This is a genomic window from Enterobacter sp. 22466, assembly GCF_052044775.1.
In the GTDB taxonomy this organism is placed as follows: Bacteria; Pseudomonadota; Gammaproteobacteria; order Enterobacterales; family Enterobacteriaceae; genus Enterobacter; species Enterobacter dissolvens.
Map to the genome: position 1 here is coordinate 142,956 of NZ_JBQENX010000001.1, position 16,225 is coordinate 159,180.

Here is a 16,225-nt window from a genome sequence, read left to right on the forward strand (position 1 = left end):
ACAAATACGGATGTCCTGAGGTCTGCATGAAAGTTAATGCGAAACCACTTTCTGAATTAAGCCGGCTCGAACAGTGTTTGAAAGTAGCCAGTACCCCTTTTAGATCTGCTCCTCAGCAGATTATTTTAAATGATGATAACGATGAACCTAGCACCCTTGTATTACAGACTGGCATTATTGAAATCTATCGTCGTGCTGACGAACTGCTGATTGGCATTGCCACTGCGCCCTTTATTCTGGGCCTGGCCGCTGGCATGCAGGAATACCGGGTCGTGGCCAAAAATCCATGCACAGGCTTTTATTTACCTGCTTCGACCTCTCTGCAACTTATTCAGCAAAGTTCTCTCTGGAAAGAAGCTTTCTGCTGGCTATCCTGGATTAAATCCATTCTTGAAAAGCGGGACAGGCAACTGGTAGGAAATAACTCCTATCACCAAATCCGCGCCATGCTGCTGAATATGGCCGAATGGGATGAAACCCTGCGCTCAAAAATTGGCGTGATGAATCATATTCAACAAAGCACGCGCATTTCGCGTTCCGTCGTCGCAGAGGTCCTCGCTGCGCTTCGACAGGGTAACTACATCAATATGAGCCGGGGCAAACTGGTTAGCATCAACCGTTTGCCCACGGAATATTAAGGCTGGACGGAGGCGGTCAGCACCTGGGCTTTATTGGCACTCAGCTCGGCGACTAAGTTATTGATGCCATCGCTCATATTAACGAAACGCGTATTTGGCGAGCGGGTGACCACCACAAAAGCGCCCACGTTGGACTGGGGGATCATTGCCATATAGGTAATGAATCCACCACCGCCACCCGTTTTCTGGATAATGCCCGGACGGCCATTTTTCGGTGCCATATATACCCAGCCCAGACCGAGGGCGTCAGCTTTGCCTGGTACGTCCATGCCGATCACGCGGTGCAACTGACTGCGCTGGTAAATCAGGGTCTGCATACGGTCAGCCTGGTGGCTGCGTGAGTAGAAGTCTGATGAGAGGAACTGCTGCATCCAGCGCATCATGTCGCCAGGCGTGGAGTAAACACCGCCGCTGCCGATGGCTGCCAGCGTGTTATTACACGGGCTGGCGCCTTTCTCAGCGACCATCAGGCGGCGGCACTGATCCGGCGAAGGGGTGAATGTGGTGTCCTTCATGCCCAATGGGCGCGTGATCTGCTCTTCGAACAGCTGCGTATACGGTTTGCCCGCTGCCGTCGAGAGCGCATCGGCGAGCAGATCAAAGGCCAGGTTGGAGTAAGAGGCCTGCGAACCTGGCGCGGTCTTCAGCGTGGCGGTGCTCAGGTAGTTCCAGCGTTGTTCCCGGGTCGGCCAGACAAAAACGTCACGGTGTGCCGCACCGCCTGGCTGCTCGCGTGGCAGGGCGCTGGTATGCGTCGCCAGATTGACCAGCGTGATGGGGGTTCCCTGATATGTCGGAACGCGTGCGCCCGGTGGGGCATACTTGCTGAGCGGATCGTCGAGTTTCACCACACCCTGGTCCAGCAATTTCACCAGCATTTCGCTGGTCATCAGCTTGGTCAGGGATGCGATGCGGATGACGGAATCCAGCTGTGGATGAACGTTATTACCTGGACGCGTTTCGCCAAAACTGCGAAACACGCGCTGGTTGCCGTCGATGACGACCATCGCCATGCCCGTCGCGCCACTGCCGTAGTAAATGAGGTTTGCGTAGCGATCGGCAATATCTGATGCCAAAACGGGGGCCGTCAGCGGTTGGGCTGCCTGGGCGGTGGAGAAGCTCACCGCACACAGCGCGGCGAAAGAGAGCAGACAACGTTTCAACGAAAAGCATCCATAGAAGTGAATGAGGAAAGTAATGGGTATTTATACTACTAAACCGTACGGTGCAATGCCCCGAATTACATAACGATAACCAGAAAAACGTAACTGCGAGTAAATCAGAAGAATTTACTTGCCGTCAGTCTCCCATTTTGTGACATCGGCCTTATGATAGATGGCTGTGTTACTCAATCTTGCGGAGAAGGGTATGTCCGGAAAGCGTGTGGTTATGGTTGTCGATATGCAGCAAGGGGTGTTCGAAACGCCTCGTCATCAGCGTGAAAAATGTGTCTCACTGATCAATCAGCTTACCCAGGCAGCCGATCGGGTGATTTTTATTCAGCATACCGAGCCTGGCGGTCTGGAAGAGGGCAGTGACGGGTTTGCCTTGCTGCCTGAACTGCATCAGCCTGCTGATGCCCTCTACGTGACCAAGACGGCCTGCGATGCGTTCTATAACACCTCGCTTGAGGCGCTGCTCCGCGAGCAGGGGATTCACGAGTTTGTCATCTGCGGCTGTGCCACCGATTATTGTGTTGATGCCACGTTCAAAAACGGTGTCAGTCGCGGCTATCACATCACCGTGGCGGAGGATGCGCATACCACCGCGAATCGCCCGGCGGCCGAAGCACGCATTCTGATTAACCACTACAACGACGTCTGGCGCGACTTCATCGCCCCCGCAAACCCGCCAGCAGTGAAACGCACCGAAACAATTCTTGAACACTGGAAAGCGAACTAATAATAAACCCTCGGGTCTGACCTTTTTGCCTGCGCCAGGAGGCTGGCACAGGCAAGATTTTCGTGTGGTGATGTGTTGAACACAGCAACAGCCATAACAACAAGAAGGAAGCATCATGTTTAAGTCTTTTTTCCCAAAGCCGGGGCCATTTTTTCTGTCGGCATTTATTTGGGCACTGATCGCTGTCATTTTCTGGCAGGCGGGCGGCGGAGCGTGGTTAACGCGCATCACGGGCGCGACGGGCGAAGTTCCCATTAGCGCGGCGCGTTTCTGGTCGTTGAGCTATCTGCTGTTTTATGCGTACTACATGGTTTGTGTTGGGCTGTTTGCGCTGTTCTGGTTTGTCTATGCGCCACATCGCTGGCAATACTGGTCCATTCTTGGTACGTCGCTAATTATCTTTGTCACCTGGTTTCTGGTGGAAGTGGGGGTGGCGGTTAACGCCTGGTATGCCCCGTTCTATGATTTGATCCAGAGCGCGCTGAGTTCACCGCATAAGGTGACCATCAATCAGTTCTACCACGAAGTGGGCATCTTCCTTGGCATCGCCCTGATTGCGGTAGTGATTGGCGTCATGAACAATTTCTTTGTCAGCCACTACGTTTTCCGCTGGCGTACCGCGATGAACGAACATTATATGGCGCACTGGCAACACCTGCGACATATCGAAGGCGCCGCGCAGCGTGTGCAGGAAGACACCATGCGTTTTGCCTCCACCCTTGAAGACATGGGCGTAAGCTTTATCAATGCCATTATGACGCTGATTGCCTTCCTGCCGGTGCTGGTGACCCTCTCGGCGCACGTGCCGGATCTGCCGATCGTTGGCCATCTGCCGTATGGTCTGGTGATTGCCGCGATTGTCTGGTCATTGATGGGAACGGGCCTGCTGGCGGTCGTGGGGATCAAACTGCCTGGGCTGGAGTTTAAAAATCAGCGCGTCGAGGCAGCGTATCGTAAAGAGCTGGTTTATGGCGAAGATGATGCCAACCGCGCCTCGCCGCCAACCGTACGTGAACTGTTTGGCGCCGTGCGTCGCAACTATTTCCGTCTTTACTTCCACTATATGTACTTCAACATTGCGCGCATTTTGTATCTGCAGGTGGATAACGTTTTCGGTTTGTTCCTGCTGTTCCCGTCCATTGTTGCGGGTACGATAACATTGGGTCTGATGACACAGATCACCAACGTGTTTGGTCAGGTTCGCGGGTCGTTCCAGTATCTGATCAGTTCCTGGACCACGCTGGTGGAACTGATGTCCATCTACAAACGTCTTCGCAGCTTTGAACGCGAACTGGACGATCGGGACCTGCAGGAAGTCACCAATACATTTAGCTAAAACAGGGAGTTGCTATGTCCTTTGCCGTACCGCGCACGTTATCGCTGTCCTTACTCGCCGCACTTGTACTGGCGGGTTGTGCCGAAAAAGGGGCCGCCCCGCTTAAAAAAGGTGAGAAACCTGTGGATGTGGCGAGCGTTGTGCGGCAAAAAATGCCCTCAACGGTCAAAGACCGCAATGCGTGGGCTGAGGCCTTAGCAAAGACCTTTGAAAGCCAGAAAATTGCCCCCACCGAGGAGAATATCTGCTCGGTGCTGGCCGTGGCGCAGCAGGAGTCGATGTACCAGTCAGACCCGGTGGTGCCTGGGCTGAACAAAATTGCCTGGAAAGAGATCGACCGTCGCGCGGAATCGATGCATATCCCGGTTTTCCTGGTGCATACCGCCCTTAAAATCACCTCGCCAAACGGCAAAAGCTACAGCGATCGGCTGGATACGGTGAAAACCGAGAAACAGCTGAGCGCCATTTTTGATGATTTCATTAATATGGTGCCGATGGGGCAGAAGCTGTTTGGCTCGCTCAATCCGGTGCATACCGGTGGCCCGATGCAGGTCAGCATTGCCTTTGCTGAGCAACATACGGACGGTTATCCGTGGAAAATCGACGGGACGGTGCGTCAGGAGGTCTTCTCCCTGCGTGGCGGACTGTGGTTTGGTACGTATCATCTGCTGAACTATCCGGCGAGCTATAACGAGCCGTTGTACCGCTTTGCCGACTTTAACGCGGGCTGGTATGCCAGCCGAAACGCAGCGTTCCAGAGTGCGGTCAGCCGTGCAAGCGGGGTAAAACTGGCGCTGGACGGCGATCTCATCGCTTACGGCAGCAGCAAGGCGGGCACCACGGAACTGGCGGTACGGAAATTATCGTCAACGCTTGGCATGAGTGATAGCGACATTCGCCGTCAGCTGGAGAAGGGCGATAGCCTGGCGTTTGAGAAAACGGATCTCTACAGGCAGGTCTTCGCGCTGGCAGAGAAGAAGAGTGGAAAAGCGTTACCGCGGGCAATCCTGCCGGGTATTCAACTGGAAAGCCCGAAAATCACCCGTAACCTGACTACGGCATGGTTCGCAAAACGCGTGGACGATCGCCGGGCTCGCTGTATGGGGCTTTAGTGACGACGACGCAAGCGCAGGACTAGCGCGACCACACCCAAAATCAGACAACCCGCGAGGAAGGGGACGAGGCCGAACAGGGTGCTCACGCCAAAACCGATCTCAACCCGCGGGCGTCCATTATCCTGCACCTGCATTAAATGTTCATATACGCCAGGCGCATGAACCAGCATGTTGAGAAGCTGTGAGCCAGCCCAGAAGCAGAACAGGACAAACAGGGCATAAGCGATATTACCCGCTGTGGAGGTTTTTGGTGGGGTGCCGCCAAAAATCGGTTTCGACAAGGTAAAGTCAGCCATAAAGACCTCCGGATATATCACTCTGTTAATACGCTTCGTACAGGGTGAGTTTGACAGGTCATAGCATTTGTCAATATCAGAATCGTGGTAATTTTCCCTGCGGAATTCTCCTGGATTGTCGATTTCTGCAGCACATCACAATTTCATCACTTAAGTGAAATTGCGTCGCGTTTCAGAATTTCCGCATCTGCCACAGACCTGATGGTAAAACTGTGAGAGGATGTCTTTTTTTCTGCCGGAGTTGTTATGAAACTCACGTCCAAACTACGCCGTGACTGGCATTACTACGCCTTTGCTATCGGGCTGATCTTTGTTCTTAACGGTGTCGTGGGGCTGCTGGGGTTTGAAGCCAAAGGGTGGCAAACCTATGCCGTTGGGCTGGTGACCTGGGTGATCAGTTTCTGGCTGGCCGGGTTGATTATCCGCCGCCGTCCTGAAGAGACGACAGCGGATGAGACGGAGACGGTGAAGAGAACCGATTAACCGTTTACGGAACTTTTCAGGGCGCTGTCAGCAGCATGACGCTCCAGCGCCAGTTCGATCAGACGGGTGATCAGCTCCGGGTAACTCAACCCGCTGGCCTGCCACAGTTTCGGATACATACTGATGTTGGTAAAGCCCGGCAGGGTGTTGATTTCATTAATCACCACCTCATTTTCTGGCGTCAGGAACACATCCACACGCGCCATGCCGCAGCAGCCAAGGGCCTGATAGGCGTTGATGGCGATCGCCCGGATCTTATCGTTGACGGCCGGATCGATATTCGCCGGCACGACGACCTGAGCGCCTTTATCATCAATATATTTGGTGTCGTAAGAGTAGAAATCGCTGTTTAACACCACTTCACCGCAGGTGCTTGCCTGTGGGAAATCATTGCCCAGCACCGCGCACTCAATTTCACGCCCTTTGATACCCTGCTCAACCACGACTTTGTGGTCAAACTCAAAAGCCAGACGAACGGCTTCGGTGAACTGCGCTTCGCTTGTCACTTTGCTGACGCCAACGGAGGAGCCCTGGTTCGCAGGCTTCACGAACAGCGGCAGACCCAGCTGGGCGGAAATCTGGCTGAAGCTGTACTTGTCGCGGTTAGCACGGGTGAGCGTCACGAACGGGGCAATGTTGAGCCCGGCATCACGCAGCAGGCGTTTGGTGACATCTTTATCCATGCAGGCAGCAGAGCCCAGTACATCGGAACCGACAAACGGCAGGTTAGCCATGCGCAGCATACCCTGCAGCGAACCATCTTCGCCCAGCGTGCCGTGGACGATTGGGAACACGACGTCAATCTGAGCAAGCGCCTGCGCATTACCGGCGTCGATAAGTTGCCCCTTCACTACGCCAGGGACGGTGGCGACGCTGATTTCAGAAGGATTAAGGGCGATATGTGCCGGATCGTTGGCGTTTAACAGATACTGGCTCGCATCGTTCACATGCCACTGGCCCTGTTTATCAATGCCCAGCAGCACTACGTCGAAACGGTTTTTATCAATCGCATCGACAATATTTTTTGCCGACTGCAACGAAACCTCGTGCTCCGCTGATTTTCCCCCAAAGACAATACCTACGCGCTGCTTTGCCATCTCACTCTCTTCCAGTCTGACGAAAAGCCAATAACATACCACGATGCCCGGCGGGTTTCGCGGCCTTCTGCCATAATGTTTTGGGGAGTAAAAAGGGGGGAGTGTGAAAGGTAAAACGCTGCTGATCGTGATCATCCTGGTGGCTGTCGCAACGGTGGGTTACCGCTGGTTGCCGTCTTACTACAACCCTTTTACGCCGCTCACGCTTGATGACCCGCCAGGTAAAATCACCCAGTATAAACTCCGGCGTTTAACCCCCGAGGCCTGCGCCAGCCTGTTATCGCAAGCCAATCAGAAAGCGCTTATCCGCACACAGCCGGTAGCTGACAGCGGCGGAGCATGCCCCCTTCACAACGTGGTACGTGTGCGTGACTTCGGGCCGGTCAGTCTGAACAGCAGTTTTCTGGCCAGCTGTCCGCTCGCACTGAGTTCAGCACTGTTTGTCAGCCAGCAGGCCCGGCCACTCACCAAAACCTGGACCGGAAGCGAGCTGACGCGTATTGAGCATCTGGGCAGCTATGCCTGTCGCAATATTTACCACCGCCCTGACGCAAGACGCAGTGAACATGCCTCGGCAGAGGCGCTGGATATCAGCGCGTTTCAGCTGGCGAACGGTGAACGGGTCACCATCCTGCGCGGCTGGAGATCGACAAAAACGCAGCCGTGGCTACAGGCATTGCTGACGGCGAGCTGTGGCTATTACGGTAACGGCCTGGGGCCGGACTATAACGCGGCGCATGCCAACCATTTTCACCTGGGGATGCGTGGGTTTGGACTCTGCCGTTGAAGCATAATCTTCCGCCAGAAATTGGATAATTTGTGACATCTTTCACAAATATGATGACTGGGAAGATAAAACACCAAAGTCAGCAAGGCCGCATCTCTGGCACGGCGCGGAAGCAGGTAACTTGCTAATCTGTCAGCGAATTCGCCTAAAAATGAAGACTATTTCTTTTATGGAATCCTGGAAAGTTAATCTCATCTCGGTCTGGTTCGGGTGTTTCTTCACCGGACTGGCCATTAGCCAGATTTTGCCCTTTCTGCCGCTGTACGTCTCGCAGTTGGGCGTGACCTCTCATGAAGCCCTCTCCATGTGGTCGGGTCTGACGTTCAGCGTGACGTTTCTGGTTTCGGCCATTGTGTCACCGATGTGGGGTAGCCTGGCGGATCGAAAAGGGCGCAAACTGATGCTGCTGCGCGCTTCGTTAGGGATGGCGATAGCCATTCTGCTGCAGGCCTTTGCCACCAACGTCTGGCAGCTGTTTATCCTGCGGGCGATCATGGGGCTGACATCCGGCTATATTCCTAACGCCATGGCGCTGGTCGCCTCACAGGTGCCGCGTGAGCGTAGCGGCTGGGCGCTGAGTACGCTCTCCACCGCACAGATAAGTGGCGTGATCGGCGGCCCGCTGCTGGGGGGCTTTCTGGCCGACCATGTGGGTCTGCGCGCCGTGTTTTTCATTACCGCCATCCTGCTGGTGGTCAGTTTTCTGGTAACGCTGTTTCTGATCAAAGAGGGCGGACGTCCGGTCGTCAGCAAATCTGAACGGCTGAGCGGCAAAGCGGTCTTTGCCTCACTGCCTTATCCCGGGCTGATGATAAGCCTGTTCGTGACCACCATGGTGATCCAGCTCTGTAACGGTTCAGTGGGCCCCATTCTGGCGCTGTTTATTAAATCGATGGAGCCAGACAGTAATAATATTGCGTTTCTCAGCGGGATGATCGCTGCCGTACCGGGTGTGTCTGCGTTAATTTCTGCACCGCGGCTGGGAAAACTGGGTGACAGGATCGGCACGGCACGCATCCTGATGGCTACGCTGATTTTTGCCGTGGTGCTCTTCTTTGCGATGTCGTTCGTCACCTCTCCGCTTCAGCTCGGCGTGCTGCGATTTCTGCTTGGCTTTGCCGATGGTGCCATGTTACCTGCGGTGCAGACCTTGCTGGTGAAATATTCAAGCGACCAGGTGACAGGCCGTATTTTTGGCTATAACCAGTCATTTATGTATTTGGGCAATGTTGCCGGTCCGCTTATTGGTGCATCGGTTTCGGCGATCGCGGGTTTTCGTTGGGTATTTGCAGCCACGGCGATGGTGGTGTTGATCAATATTATCCAGCTGGCGATTGCCCTGCGACGCCGTCGGCAAATAGCGGAGACGAAATCGGCGCGATAATTGTCTTCGGTAATGCATTATATATTCTTATGACCGCCGCATTTTTTTATAACCAAATGCGGCTTTTTCTTTTGAGAAAAACGTTTCGCTGACGGCCAGCAATCTCTATTCTGGCAGCGACGTCACTTTTGCATAAGATAATACTTTTCTCCTCTTTGCATTATTCATTCAGAATGCTAAGTTCTGGAAAAACTCATAAGGAAATAGCACGATGAAAAATCTCATTGCTGAGTTGTTGGTCAAGCTTGCACAAAAGGAAGAAGAGTCAAAAGAACTGGTCGCCCAGGTCGAAGCACTGGAAATAGTGGTTACGGCACTGCTCCGGCAGATGGCCAAAACTGATCAACAGGCACTGATTGAAAGCGTTGAAGGTGCGCTGGACAGCGCCAGGCCTGATTCCCAGGTACCGGTTCAGGATGCTGAAATGCTCCACCAGTACGTAAAGAAGCTGTTAAGGCATCCGCGCAGCTAAACCGTCACAGTTCCTGACGGCCCGTCATAGAATTGTCATGCTGGATGCCTATAGTCGCTCTGTTTTATTTTTTATGTATTTTTACATGGAGAAAATAAATTGAAGCAGAGCGCACTTTTCATTGCATTACTTCCTTTGTTTATTACCCCTGCCATTTATGCCGAAACGACCAATACTCACGTGCTGGATAATCGTGCGGCAACCGGAGATATCACCCAGCCAGGCGGCGCACGTCGACTGTCAGACGATCAAACCGCAGCCATTCGCGCTTCGCTGAATGATAAACCGGCTAAAAACATTATTCTGCTGATTGGCGATGGAATGGGGGATTCCGAAATAACGGCGGCGCGAAATTATGCCGAGGGCGCTGGCGGATTTTTTAAAGGTATCGACGCATTGCCCCTGACCGGACAATATACGCATTACTCGCTGGATAAAAAAACCGGTAAACCAGACTACGTAACGGATTCCGCCGCCTCTGCCACCGCCTGGACAACAGGGGTAAAAACCTATAATGGTGCGCTGGGCGTGGATATTCACGAAAAAGATCATCAAACCATTCTGGAGATGGCGAAAGCGGCGGGGCTGGCAACCGGCAACGTCTCCACCGCTGAGATCCAGGATGCGACGCCTGCGGCGCTGGTCGCGCATGTGACCTCGCGTAAATGTTACGGCCCGTCTGTGACCAGTGAAAAATGTCCCGGCAACGCGCTGGAAAAAGGCGGGAAAGGATCGATCACCGAACAGCTGCTGAACGCGCGTTCTGACGTAACGCTGGGCGGCGGGGCGAAAACCTTCGCAGAAACCGCCACGGCGGGTGAGTGGCAGGGGAAAACGCTGCGCGAACAGGCACAGGCTCGCGGTTATCAACTGGTGAGTGATGCCGCTTCTCTTGCCGGGATTACCGAAGCGAATCAGGACAAACCGCTGCTGGGATTGTTTGCTGACGGCAACATGCCCGTGCGCTGGGAGGGACCGAAAGCGTCTTACCACGGCAACATCGATAAACCGGCGGTGACCTGTACAGCGAATCCGAAACGTACTGACAGCGTACCGACACTGGCGGCGATGACGGAGAAAGCCATTTCACTGCTCAGCAAGAGCGATAAAGGGTTCTTCCTGCAGGTTGAAGGGGCGTCAATCGATAAGCAGGATCATGCGGCTAACCCGTGCGGCCAGATAGGCGAAACGGTTGATCTGGATGAAGCGGTACAGAAGGCGCTGGCGTTCGCGAAGCAAGATGGTAACACCCTGGTCGTGGTGACTGCTGACCATGCGCACGCCAGCCAGATCATCCCGGCAGATTCCAAAGCGCCCGGTCTGACTCAGGCGTTGAATACCAAAGATGGTGCGGTGATGGTGATGAGCTATGGCAACTCGGAAGAGGAGTCGATGGAACATACCGGTACGCAGTTGCGCATTGCGGCATACGGCCCGCATGCCGCAAACGTGGTGGGACTGACCGATCAAACGGATCTGTTCTACACTATGCGTGCGGCACTGGGTCTGAAATAAGTGAATGCCTGGCGGCCATTTCCGCCGCCAGGTACCAGACTTACAGTGGAACTTCACAAAAGGATGGTGCAATGAAAACAACAATACTGGTGGGTCTGCTCTCAGGCGTGTTCATGATGGCTTCAGCGAACGCGGCAGAAAAGACCTTAACACCGCAACAACAGCGTATGACGACCTGTAATCAGCAGGCGACAGCGAAAGCGCTGAAAGGGGATGCCCGTAAGACCTACATAAGCGATTGCCTCAAAAATGGTGCATCCAAACCGGATGAGAAAAGCCTGACACCGCAGCAGCAAAAAATGCGCGAATGTAATGCGAAAGCGACCGAACAGATGCTTAAAGGCGACGATCGCAGCAAGTTCATGAGCGCTTGCCTCAAGAAACAGGCATAGTCCTATCGGGTGAGTCCTGACGCCGGCTCACCCGAAATTTCATACTTTCCCCGCATCCCCCCTCTCTATAATTTGGGAAAATGTTTCAGAATATTCCCAAAATATGATGAACGACGAAAACTTTTACAATAAAGAGCGTATTGGGGAAGACTGGCTTCAAAACCTTTCTCAGGATGACTCACACCGTACCGGCATACGCTTTGCCCGGCGAGTCCGTCTGGCGCGAATCGTTGGCCTGGCGGCGATGTTTTTTGCCATTGCCGGTGTGCTGGTGACCCATTTTTTGCCCGGCGGTTGGTGGTTATTACTGGTTAGCTGGGCTTTTATCTGGCCACATCTTGCCTGGCAGTTCGCCTGCCGCTCATCCGAGCCTTTTCACCGTGAAATCATCAACCTGAAGATCGATGCCCTTATTGCCGGAATATGGATTGGCCTGATGGGCGTCAATGCCCTGCCATCGGCAGCGCTGGTCATGATGATCGGCATGAACATGATGGGATCCGGCGGTTGTCGTTTATTTCTCGCGGGCATGGCCATGATCGCCTTATCCGCCGTCATGACCCTCCAGCTCACCGGAAACGTTGTGGTGCTCTCTCCCGGACCGCTGGAGTGGTGGCTGACGTTGCCGGTCTTTATGCTCTACCCCATGCTCTTTGCCTGGGTGAGCCACCAGACGGCAATCCGTCTGGCGGAAAATAAACGAAGACTGGAAGTGATGAGCACCCGGGATGGTATGACTGGCGTCTACAACCGGCGCTACTGGGAAACGCTGCTGCGAAATGAATATGAGAAGTGCCGCCGGGGTCACTGCCAGACAACTATCCTGCTTATCGATATCGATCACTTCAAGAGCATTAACGATACCTGGGGGCATGACGTGGGTGATGAAGCGATTATTGCCATTACCCGGCAGCTACAGATGACGCTGCGGACAGGGGATTATATTGGCCGTTTCGGAGGCGATGAGTTCGCGATAATTATGTCCGGCACCCCGGCAGAAAGTGCCATCGCGGCGATGTCGCGCGTACACGAGCGGCTGCAAAAACTGTCGTTGCCCTGTGCTCCGAACGAACGACTTCGCATCAGCGTTGGCATCGCCCCGTGGGGGACTCAGTTTGGTCACTATCGGGAGTGGCTAAAAGCGGCAGATATCGCGCTGTATAAAGCCAAAAATGCCGGACGCGGACGGACCGAGGTAGCCGCCTGACATCCGGCTCAGACGGTCAGGACTTACTCAGCTTCTCTGACTTTTCCATGCATTTTGCCATCGCTTCAATGACCGCCGCACGGAATCCGCGCTCTTCCAGCACCCGCACCGCTTCGATGGTGGTGCCGCCAGGCGAGCAGACCATATCTTTCAGTTCCCCTGGATGCTTGCCGGTTTCCAGCACCATTTTTGCTGACCCCATCACCGCCTGTGCGGCAAATTTGTAGGCCTGCGCGCGTGGCATACCGCCAAGCACCGCAGCATCCGCCATCGCTTCCAGGAACATAAAGACATACGCGGGAGCAGAACCACTCACGCCCACCACCGGATGGATCATCGACTCGGCAATCACTTCCGCTTCACCGAAGCAGCGGAAAATGTTCAGCACATCGGCCACATCTTCCGGCGTCACCAGCGCGTTAGGGGTGATGGAGGTCATCCCGGCATTGACCAGTGAAGGGGTATTGGGCATTGCGCGTACAATTTTGCGGTCATGGCCCAGGGCACGAGCCAGCTGATCGAGCGTCACGCCTGCGGCAATCGATACCACCAGCGTGTCTTTATTCAGGCTGGAGGTGATCTCGCTCAGCACTTTGATCATGATGTTCGGTTTAACCGCCCCAAAGACGATATCGGCGACCTGAGCCACTTCCTGCGCGCTTTCGGCTGCGTTGATACCATACTCATCACGCAACGCCGCAACTTTATCCGGTGATGGTGTATAGACCCAAATCTGACCCGGCAGGACCTGCCCGCTGGCGATCAGGCCACCCAGGATGGCTTTGCCCATGTTACCGCAGCCAATAAACCCGATTTTCTTCTCCATCACGTTTCTCCGTCGTTATGCGTTGTTTTCTCTGATTGATAGCTTAACAACGAAATGCAGGCGACAATAGTCGCCAGTATCAATATGGGGAGACATTATGGCGATTTGGGTTGATGCGGACGCGTGTCCGAATGTGATTAAAGAGATTTTGTTCCGTGCTGCCGAGCGCGTTCAGATGCCGCTTACGCTGGTGGCGAACCAGAATATCCGCGTACCCCCTTCCCGATTCATTCGTGCGTTGCGGGTGCCTGCCGGGTTTGACGTGGCGGATAACGAGATTGTACGGCTGTGCAGCGCTGAGGATCTGGTGATCACGGCGGACATTCCTTTGGCCGCAGAGGTACTGGAGAAGGGGGCCGCAGCTCTGAACCCGCGCGGTGAGCGCTACTCGCCAGCAACCATTCGGGAAAAACTGACCATGCGCGATTTTATGGATACGCTTCGCGCCAGCGGCGTGCAGACCGGTGGGCCAGACAGTCTATCTCAGCGTGACCGCCAGCAGTTTGCCGCAGAGCTGGATAAGTGGTTGCTGGAAGTGAAGCGCCGCACAGCGTAATGATAATCATTGTCAAATATGGTACAGTATGGCGGTGACAGGGTTGTCATCCCGTACCGCTTTGCAGTAAAGTAAACGCAACATCTTCTGCAATTATTTCTTTACACTCTTCGGCCATCCGGCATCAAGGGGAAACACCTGGTTATGACCCAACCCATCTTTTTAGTTGGCCCCCGCGGCTGTGGGAAAACCACCGTTGGCCTGGAACTGGCGCGCGCCTGTCAACGCCATTTTATTGATACTGACCACTGGCTGCAGAAACAGGCCGGACAAACCATTGCGGAAATCGTTGAAAAAGAGGGCTGGGAAAGCTTTCGCAGCCGTGAAAAGGCCGCGCTGGAAGCGGTGACGGCACCCGATGCCGTGATTGCCACGGGCGGTGGCATTATTCTGGCGGAATATAACCGCCACTTTATGCGCGACAAAGGGATTGTGATTTACCTCTGTGCGCCGGTGGCTGCCCTGGTGGGGCGTCTGGAAGCGTTTCCGGAAGAGGGGCAACGCCCTGCGCTGACCTCCAGACCGCTCAGCGAAGAAGTGAGCGAAGTGCTGGCGGAGCGCGATGCATTATACCGCGAAGCGGCACATCACGTGGTGGATGCGTCAGCGCCACCCGAAGAGGTTGTTATTCAGATTATTACCGCCCTGCGTTTGGCTTGTGCCAGCTAACCGCCGTCTATACTTATAGCTCTGACATAATAAAAGGATGAGCTATGCCAACCAGACCTCCCTATCCGCGTGAAGCACGTATCGTTACCGTAGAAAAAGGCCAGGGCGACCGCACCGTGACCTGGTATCAACTGCGTGCCGATCACCCCAAACCCGACTCGCTGATCAGCGAACACGAAACCGAGCAGGAAGCGCTGGACGCCAAACGGCGCTACGAAGATCCCGATAAGTCGTGAGTCAATTCCTGAATGGCCTAATACCGTGCGCACATCACACTTTTTACTCATCGTTAATGTTAAGCAAGAGTTAATATTTAGTTATTACAGGTAGCTTCGAAATGGGCTGGCGATCTTTACATTTCGGTGTGCGGATCACCTGCTACGCTTGGTGCTGTTTTGTTGAAAAAATGAACGGCACAGCGTAGTGAGCCTGTGCCTGTGTGAAAGTTTTGGTAGTAACGGAAGGCGATGAAGATGAAGGCGACGTTGGCGATCCTCACCATTGGTGTGGTGCCTGTAAGCGAAGTATTACCGCTCTTAACCGAGCATGTATCTGAACAACAGATCACGCATCTTAGCCTGCTGGGTAAGATAAGCCGGGAAGAGGTCATGGAAGACTACGCTGTCGAGGCGGGGGAGGATCCCCTGGCGACGTTATTAAGTGACGGTAAACTGGCACATGTATCCCGTCAGAAAGTCGAGCGCGCGCTTCAGGGAGTGATAGAAGTGCTCGATAATCAAGGCTATGACGTTATTTTGCTCATGAGTACCGCACCCATCAAAGGACTCGTCGCACGTAATGCGATTTTGCTGGAGCCGATGCGGATCATTCCGCCGCTGGTGGCCTCGATTGTTGACGGGCACCAGGTCGGGGTGATTGTGCCCATTGAAGAACTGATGGATAACCAGGAGGCAAAATGGCAGGTGCTTGAAAAAACGCCTCTGTATGCCCTGGCAAATCCGTTCTGGGACAGTGAGGCCAAACTCATTGCGGCCGGGAAGGAGCTACTGGAACGCGGGGCAGATGTGTTAATTCTCGACTGCCTGGGGTTTCATCAGCATCATCGCGATTTACTGCAAAAAGCGCTTGATGTACCGGTACTGTTGTCGAATGTTCTGATGGCGCGTCTGGCCTCAGAATTGCTGGCCTGATGATTTTGCGTGACAGGTCATGAGCATGGCCCCTATAGTGGATTTTTCTCTAAAAAATATAAGGGCCAGTTCATGCTTCAAAGTAACGAATACTTTTCCGGTAAAGTGAAATCCATTGGTTTTACCAGTAGCAGCACTGGCCGCGCCAGTGTCGGCGTGATGGCTGAAGGGGAATACACCTTTGGTACAGCCGAAGCTGAAGAGATGACGGTGGTGAGCGGTGCGCTTAACGTCTTACTGCCGGGTGAAACGGAATGGAAAGTTTACTCTGCTGGCGAAGTTTTCAACGTCCCTGGCCACAGTGAATTCCATCTGCAGGTTGCTGAACCGACCTCTTATCTGTGCCGCTATCTGAAATAATCCTCTTCCCTCTCCCCTTTGGGGAGAGGGTCAGGGGGA

At 54.0% G+C, this 16,225-nt stretch carries 20 protein-coding genes; 16 read left to right on the forward strand and 4 right to left on the reverse strand.

The genetic code is table 11. The features are described 5' to 3' along the window. The first annotated feature begins 26 nt into the window (after positions 1 to 26). Entirely contained in the window at positions 27 to 638 is a 612-nt protein-coding gene (locus ACTJJI_RS00610; RefSeq protein WP_014830832.1) for a helix-turn-helix domain-containing protein, read from the forward strand. Here the strand turns inward: ACTJJI_RS00610 and ampH are convergent. Then, entirely contained in the window at positions 635 to 1,801 is a 1,167-nt protein-coding gene (gene ampH, locus ACTJJI_RS00615; protein ID WP_046888864.1) for a D-alanyl-D-alanine-carboxypeptidase/endopeptidase AmpH, read from the reverse strand. The genes ACTJJI_RS00610 and ampH overlap by 4 nt on opposite strands. A gap of 205 nt (positions 1,802 to 2,006) precedes the next feature. Here ampH and ACTJJI_RS00620 point away from each other — a divergent pair, with 205 nt between their 5' ends. From ACTJJI_RS00620 to ACTJJI_RS00630, 3 genes are all read left to right on the forward strand, one after another. Then, positions 2,007 to 2,540, forward strand: a complete 534-nt coding sequence (locus ACTJJI_RS00620) for an isochorismatase family protein (protein ID WP_014830834.1) — start codon at positions 2,007 to 2,009, stop codon at positions 2,538 to 2,540. A 115-nt stretch (positions 2,541 to 2,655) separates the two neighbouring features. Then, a complete protein-coding gene (sbmA, locus tag ACTJJI_RS00625) occupies positions 2,656 to 3,876 on the forward strand; it encodes a peptide antibiotic transporter SbmA (RefSeq protein WP_014830835.1) in 1,221 nt (406 codons plus the stop codon). 14 nt (positions 3,877 to 3,890) lie between these two features. Then, the gene (locus tag ACTJJI_RS00630; protein ID WP_046888867.1) at positions 3,891 to 4,988 is read left to right on the forward strand and encodes a DUF1615 domain-containing protein; all 1,098 of its coding nucleotides are present in this window, start codon (positions 3,891 to 3,893) and stop codon (positions 4,986 to 4,988) included. On the opposite strand, the gene ACTJJI_RS00635 is transcribed toward ACTJJI_RS00630, so the two are convergent. Then, positions 4,985 to 5,287, reverse strand: coding sequence for a DUF2755 family protein (locus tag ACTJJI_RS00635; protein ID WP_014830837.1), 303 nt, complete (start codon positions 5,285 to 5,287; stop codon positions 4,985 to 4,987). The two genes, ACTJJI_RS00630 and ACTJJI_RS00635, sit on opposite strands and share 4 nt — an antisense overlap. Positions 5,288 to 5,533: 246 nt before the next feature. On the opposite strand from ACTJJI_RS00635, the gene ACTJJI_RS00640 reads away from it, so the two are divergent. After that, positions 5,534 to 5,770: a DUF2754 family protein gene (locus ACTJJI_RS00640; protein WP_440652661.1), complete on the forward strand. Its 237-nt coding sequence runs from the start codon at positions 5,534 to 5,536 to the stop codon at positions 5,768 to 5,770. Here the strand turns inward: ACTJJI_RS00640 and ddlA are convergent. After that, positions 5,767 to 6,867, reverse strand: coding sequence for a D-alanine--D-alanine ligase (ddlA, locus tag ACTJJI_RS00645; protein WP_014830838.1), 1,101 nt, complete (start codon positions 6,865 to 6,867; stop codon positions 5,767 to 5,769). The genes ACTJJI_RS00640 and ddlA overlap by 4 nt on opposite strands. Before the next feature lie 103 nt (positions 6,868 to 6,970). On the opposite strand from ddlA, the gene ACTJJI_RS00650 reads away from it, so the two are divergent. The 6 genes from ACTJJI_RS00650 (at position 6,971) to adrA (ending at position 12,624) form a co-directional block, all read left to right on the forward strand. After that, a complete protein-coding gene (locus ACTJJI_RS00650) occupies positions 6,971 to 7,654 on the forward strand; it encodes an extensin-like domain-containing protein (RefSeq protein WP_050860828.1) in 684 nt (227 codons plus the stop codon). A 169-nt stretch (positions 7,655 to 7,823) separates the two neighbouring features. Further along, on the forward strand, positions 7,824 to 9,038 hold the full coding sequence (locus tag ACTJJI_RS00655) for a multidrug efflux MFS transporter (protein WP_323283164.1): 1,215 nt from the start codon (positions 7,824 to 7,826) through the stop codon (positions 9,036 to 9,038). 211 nt (positions 9,039 to 9,249) lie between these two features. Beyond that, positions 9,250 to 9,510 (forward strand): anti-adapter protein IraP, encoded by a 261-nt coding sequence (gene iraP, locus ACTJJI_RS00660; protein WP_014830841.1) that lies wholly within the window; start codon positions 9,250 to 9,252, stop codon positions 9,508 to 9,510. A 99-nt stretch (positions 9,511 to 9,609) separates the two neighbouring features. Beyond that, positions 9,610 to 11,025, forward strand: coding sequence for an alkaline phosphatase (gene phoA / locus ACTJJI_RS00665; protein WP_348580107.1), 1,416 nt, complete (start codon positions 9,610 to 9,612; stop codon positions 11,023 to 11,025). Between the two features lie 71 nt (positions 11,026 to 11,096). Then, on the forward strand, positions 11,097 to 11,417 hold the full coding sequence (psiF, locus tag ACTJJI_RS00670; protein ID WP_440652665.1) for a phosphate starvation-inducible protein PsiF: 321 nt from the start codon (positions 11,097 to 11,099) through the stop codon (positions 11,415 to 11,417). Positions 11,418 to 11,520: 103 nt separating this feature from the next. Then, the gene (gene adrA / locus ACTJJI_RS00675) at positions 11,521 to 12,624 is read left to right on the forward strand and encodes a diguanylate cyclase AdrA (RefSeq protein WP_440652667.1); all 1,104 of its coding nucleotides are present in this window, start codon (positions 11,521 to 11,523) and stop codon (positions 12,622 to 12,624) included. Between the two features lie 16 nt (positions 12,625 to 12,640). Here adrA and proC read toward each other — a convergent pair whose 3' ends face one another. Continuing rightward, complete coding sequence (gene proC, locus ACTJJI_RS00680; protein WP_014830846.1) at positions 12,641 to 13,450, reverse strand: pyrroline-5-carboxylate reductase; 810 nt, start codon at positions 13,448 to 13,450, stop codon at positions 12,641 to 12,643. 97 nt (positions 13,451 to 13,547) lie between these two features. Between proC and ACTJJI_RS00685 the strand changes: the two genes are divergently transcribed. From ACTJJI_RS00685 to ppnP, 5 genes are all read left to right on the forward strand, one after another. Further along, positions 13,548 to 14,006, forward strand: a complete 459-nt coding sequence (locus tag ACTJJI_RS00685) for a YaiI/YqxD family protein (RefSeq protein ID WP_014830847.1) — start codon at positions 13,548 to 13,550, stop codon at positions 14,004 to 14,006. A gap of 144 nt (positions 14,007 to 14,150) precedes the next feature. Further along, positions 14,151 to 14,675, forward strand: coding sequence for a shikimate kinase AroL (aroL, locus tag ACTJJI_RS00690; RefSeq protein ID WP_440652669.1), 525 nt, complete (start codon positions 14,151 to 14,153; stop codon positions 14,673 to 14,675). Between the two features lie 44 nt (positions 14,676 to 14,719). Further along, positions 14,720 to 14,911: a protein YaiA gene (gene yaiA, locus ACTJJI_RS00695; RefSeq protein ID WP_014830849.1), complete on the forward strand. Its 192-nt coding sequence runs from the start codon at positions 14,720 to 14,722 to the stop codon at positions 14,909 to 14,911. Positions 14,912 to 15,148: 237 nt separating this feature from the next. Next, on the forward strand, positions 15,149 to 15,826 hold the full coding sequence (locus tag ACTJJI_RS00700; RefSeq protein WP_014830850.1) for an AroM family protein: 678 nt from the start codon (positions 15,149 to 15,151) through the stop codon (positions 15,824 to 15,826). Positions 15,827 to 15,898: 72 nt separating this feature from the next. Next, positions 15,899 to 16,186: a pyrimidine/purine nucleoside phosphorylase gene (gene ppnP / locus ACTJJI_RS00705; RefSeq protein ID WP_013095819.1), complete on the forward strand. Its 288-nt coding sequence runs from the start codon at positions 15,899 to 15,901 to the stop codon at positions 16,184 to 16,186. Positions 16,187 to 16,225 lie beyond the last annotated feature (39 nt).

Excerpts from the sequence above, each read along its gene's own strand:
- ACTJJI_RS00610 (WP_014830832.1), top strand. The coding sequence starts at position 27 with ATGAAAGTTAATGCGAAACCACTTTCTGAATTAAGCCGGCTCGAACAG.
- ACTJJI_RS00620 (WP_014830834.1), top strand. The coding sequence starts at position 2,007 with ATGTCCGGAAAGCGTGTGGTTATGGTTGTCGATATGCAGCAAGGGGTG.
- sbmA (WP_014830835.1), top strand. The coding sequence starts at position 2,656 with ATGTTTAAGTCTTTTTTCCCAAAGCCGGGGCCATTTTTTCTGTCGGCA.
- ACTJJI_RS00630 (WP_046888867.1), top strand. The coding sequence starts at position 3,891 with ATGTCCTTTGCCGTACCGCGCACGTTATCGCTGTCCTTACTCGCCGCA.
- ACTJJI_RS00635 (WP_014830837.1), bottom strand. The coding sequence starts at position 5,287 with ATGGCTGACTTTACCTTGTCGAAACCGATTTTTGGCGGCACCCCACCA.
- ACTJJI_RS00640 (WP_440652661.1), top strand. The coding sequence starts at position 5,534 with ATGAAACTCACGTCCAAACTACGCCGTGACTGGCATTACTACGCCTTT.
- ddlA (WP_014830838.1), bottom strand. The coding sequence starts at position 6,867 with ATGGCAAAGCAGCGCGTAGGTATTGTCTTTGGGGGAAAATCAGCGGAG.
- ACTJJI_RS00655 (WP_323283164.1), top strand. The coding sequence starts at position 7,824 with ATGGAATCCTGGAAAGTTAATCTCATCTCGGTCTGGTTCGGGTGTTTC.
- iraP (WP_014830841.1), top strand. The coding sequence starts at position 9,250 with ATGAAAAATCTCATTGCTGAGTTGTTGGTCAAGCTTGCACAAAAGGAA.
- psiF (WP_440652665.1), top strand. The coding sequence starts at position 11,097 with ATGAAAACAACAATACTGGTGGGTCTGCTCTCAGGCGTGTTCATGATG.
- adrA (WP_440652667.1), top strand. The coding sequence starts at position 11,521 with ATGATGAACGACGAAAACTTTTACAATAAAGAGCGTATTGGGGAAGAC.
- proC (WP_014830846.1), bottom strand. The coding sequence starts at position 13,450 with ATGGAGAAGAAAATCGGGTTTATTGGCTGCGGTAACATGGGCAAAGCC.
- ACTJJI_RS00685 (WP_014830847.1), top strand. The coding sequence starts at position 13,548 with ATGGCGATTTGGGTTGATGCGGACGCGTGTCCGAATGTGATTAAAGAG.
- aroL (WP_440652669.1), top strand. The coding sequence starts at position 14,151 with ATGACCCAACCCATCTTTTTAGTTGGCCCCCGCGGCTGTGGGAAAACC.
- yaiA (WP_014830849.1), top strand. The coding sequence starts at position 14,720 with ATGCCAACCAGACCTCCCTATCCGCGTGAAGCACGTATCGTTACCGTA.
- ACTJJI_RS00700 (WP_014830850.1), top strand. The coding sequence starts at position 15,149 with ATGAAGGCGACGTTGGCGATCCTCACCATTGGTGTGGTGCCTGTAAGC.
- ppnP (WP_013095819.1), top strand. The coding sequence starts at position 15,899 with ATGCTTCAAAGTAACGAATACTTTTCCGGTAAAGTGAAATCCATTGGT.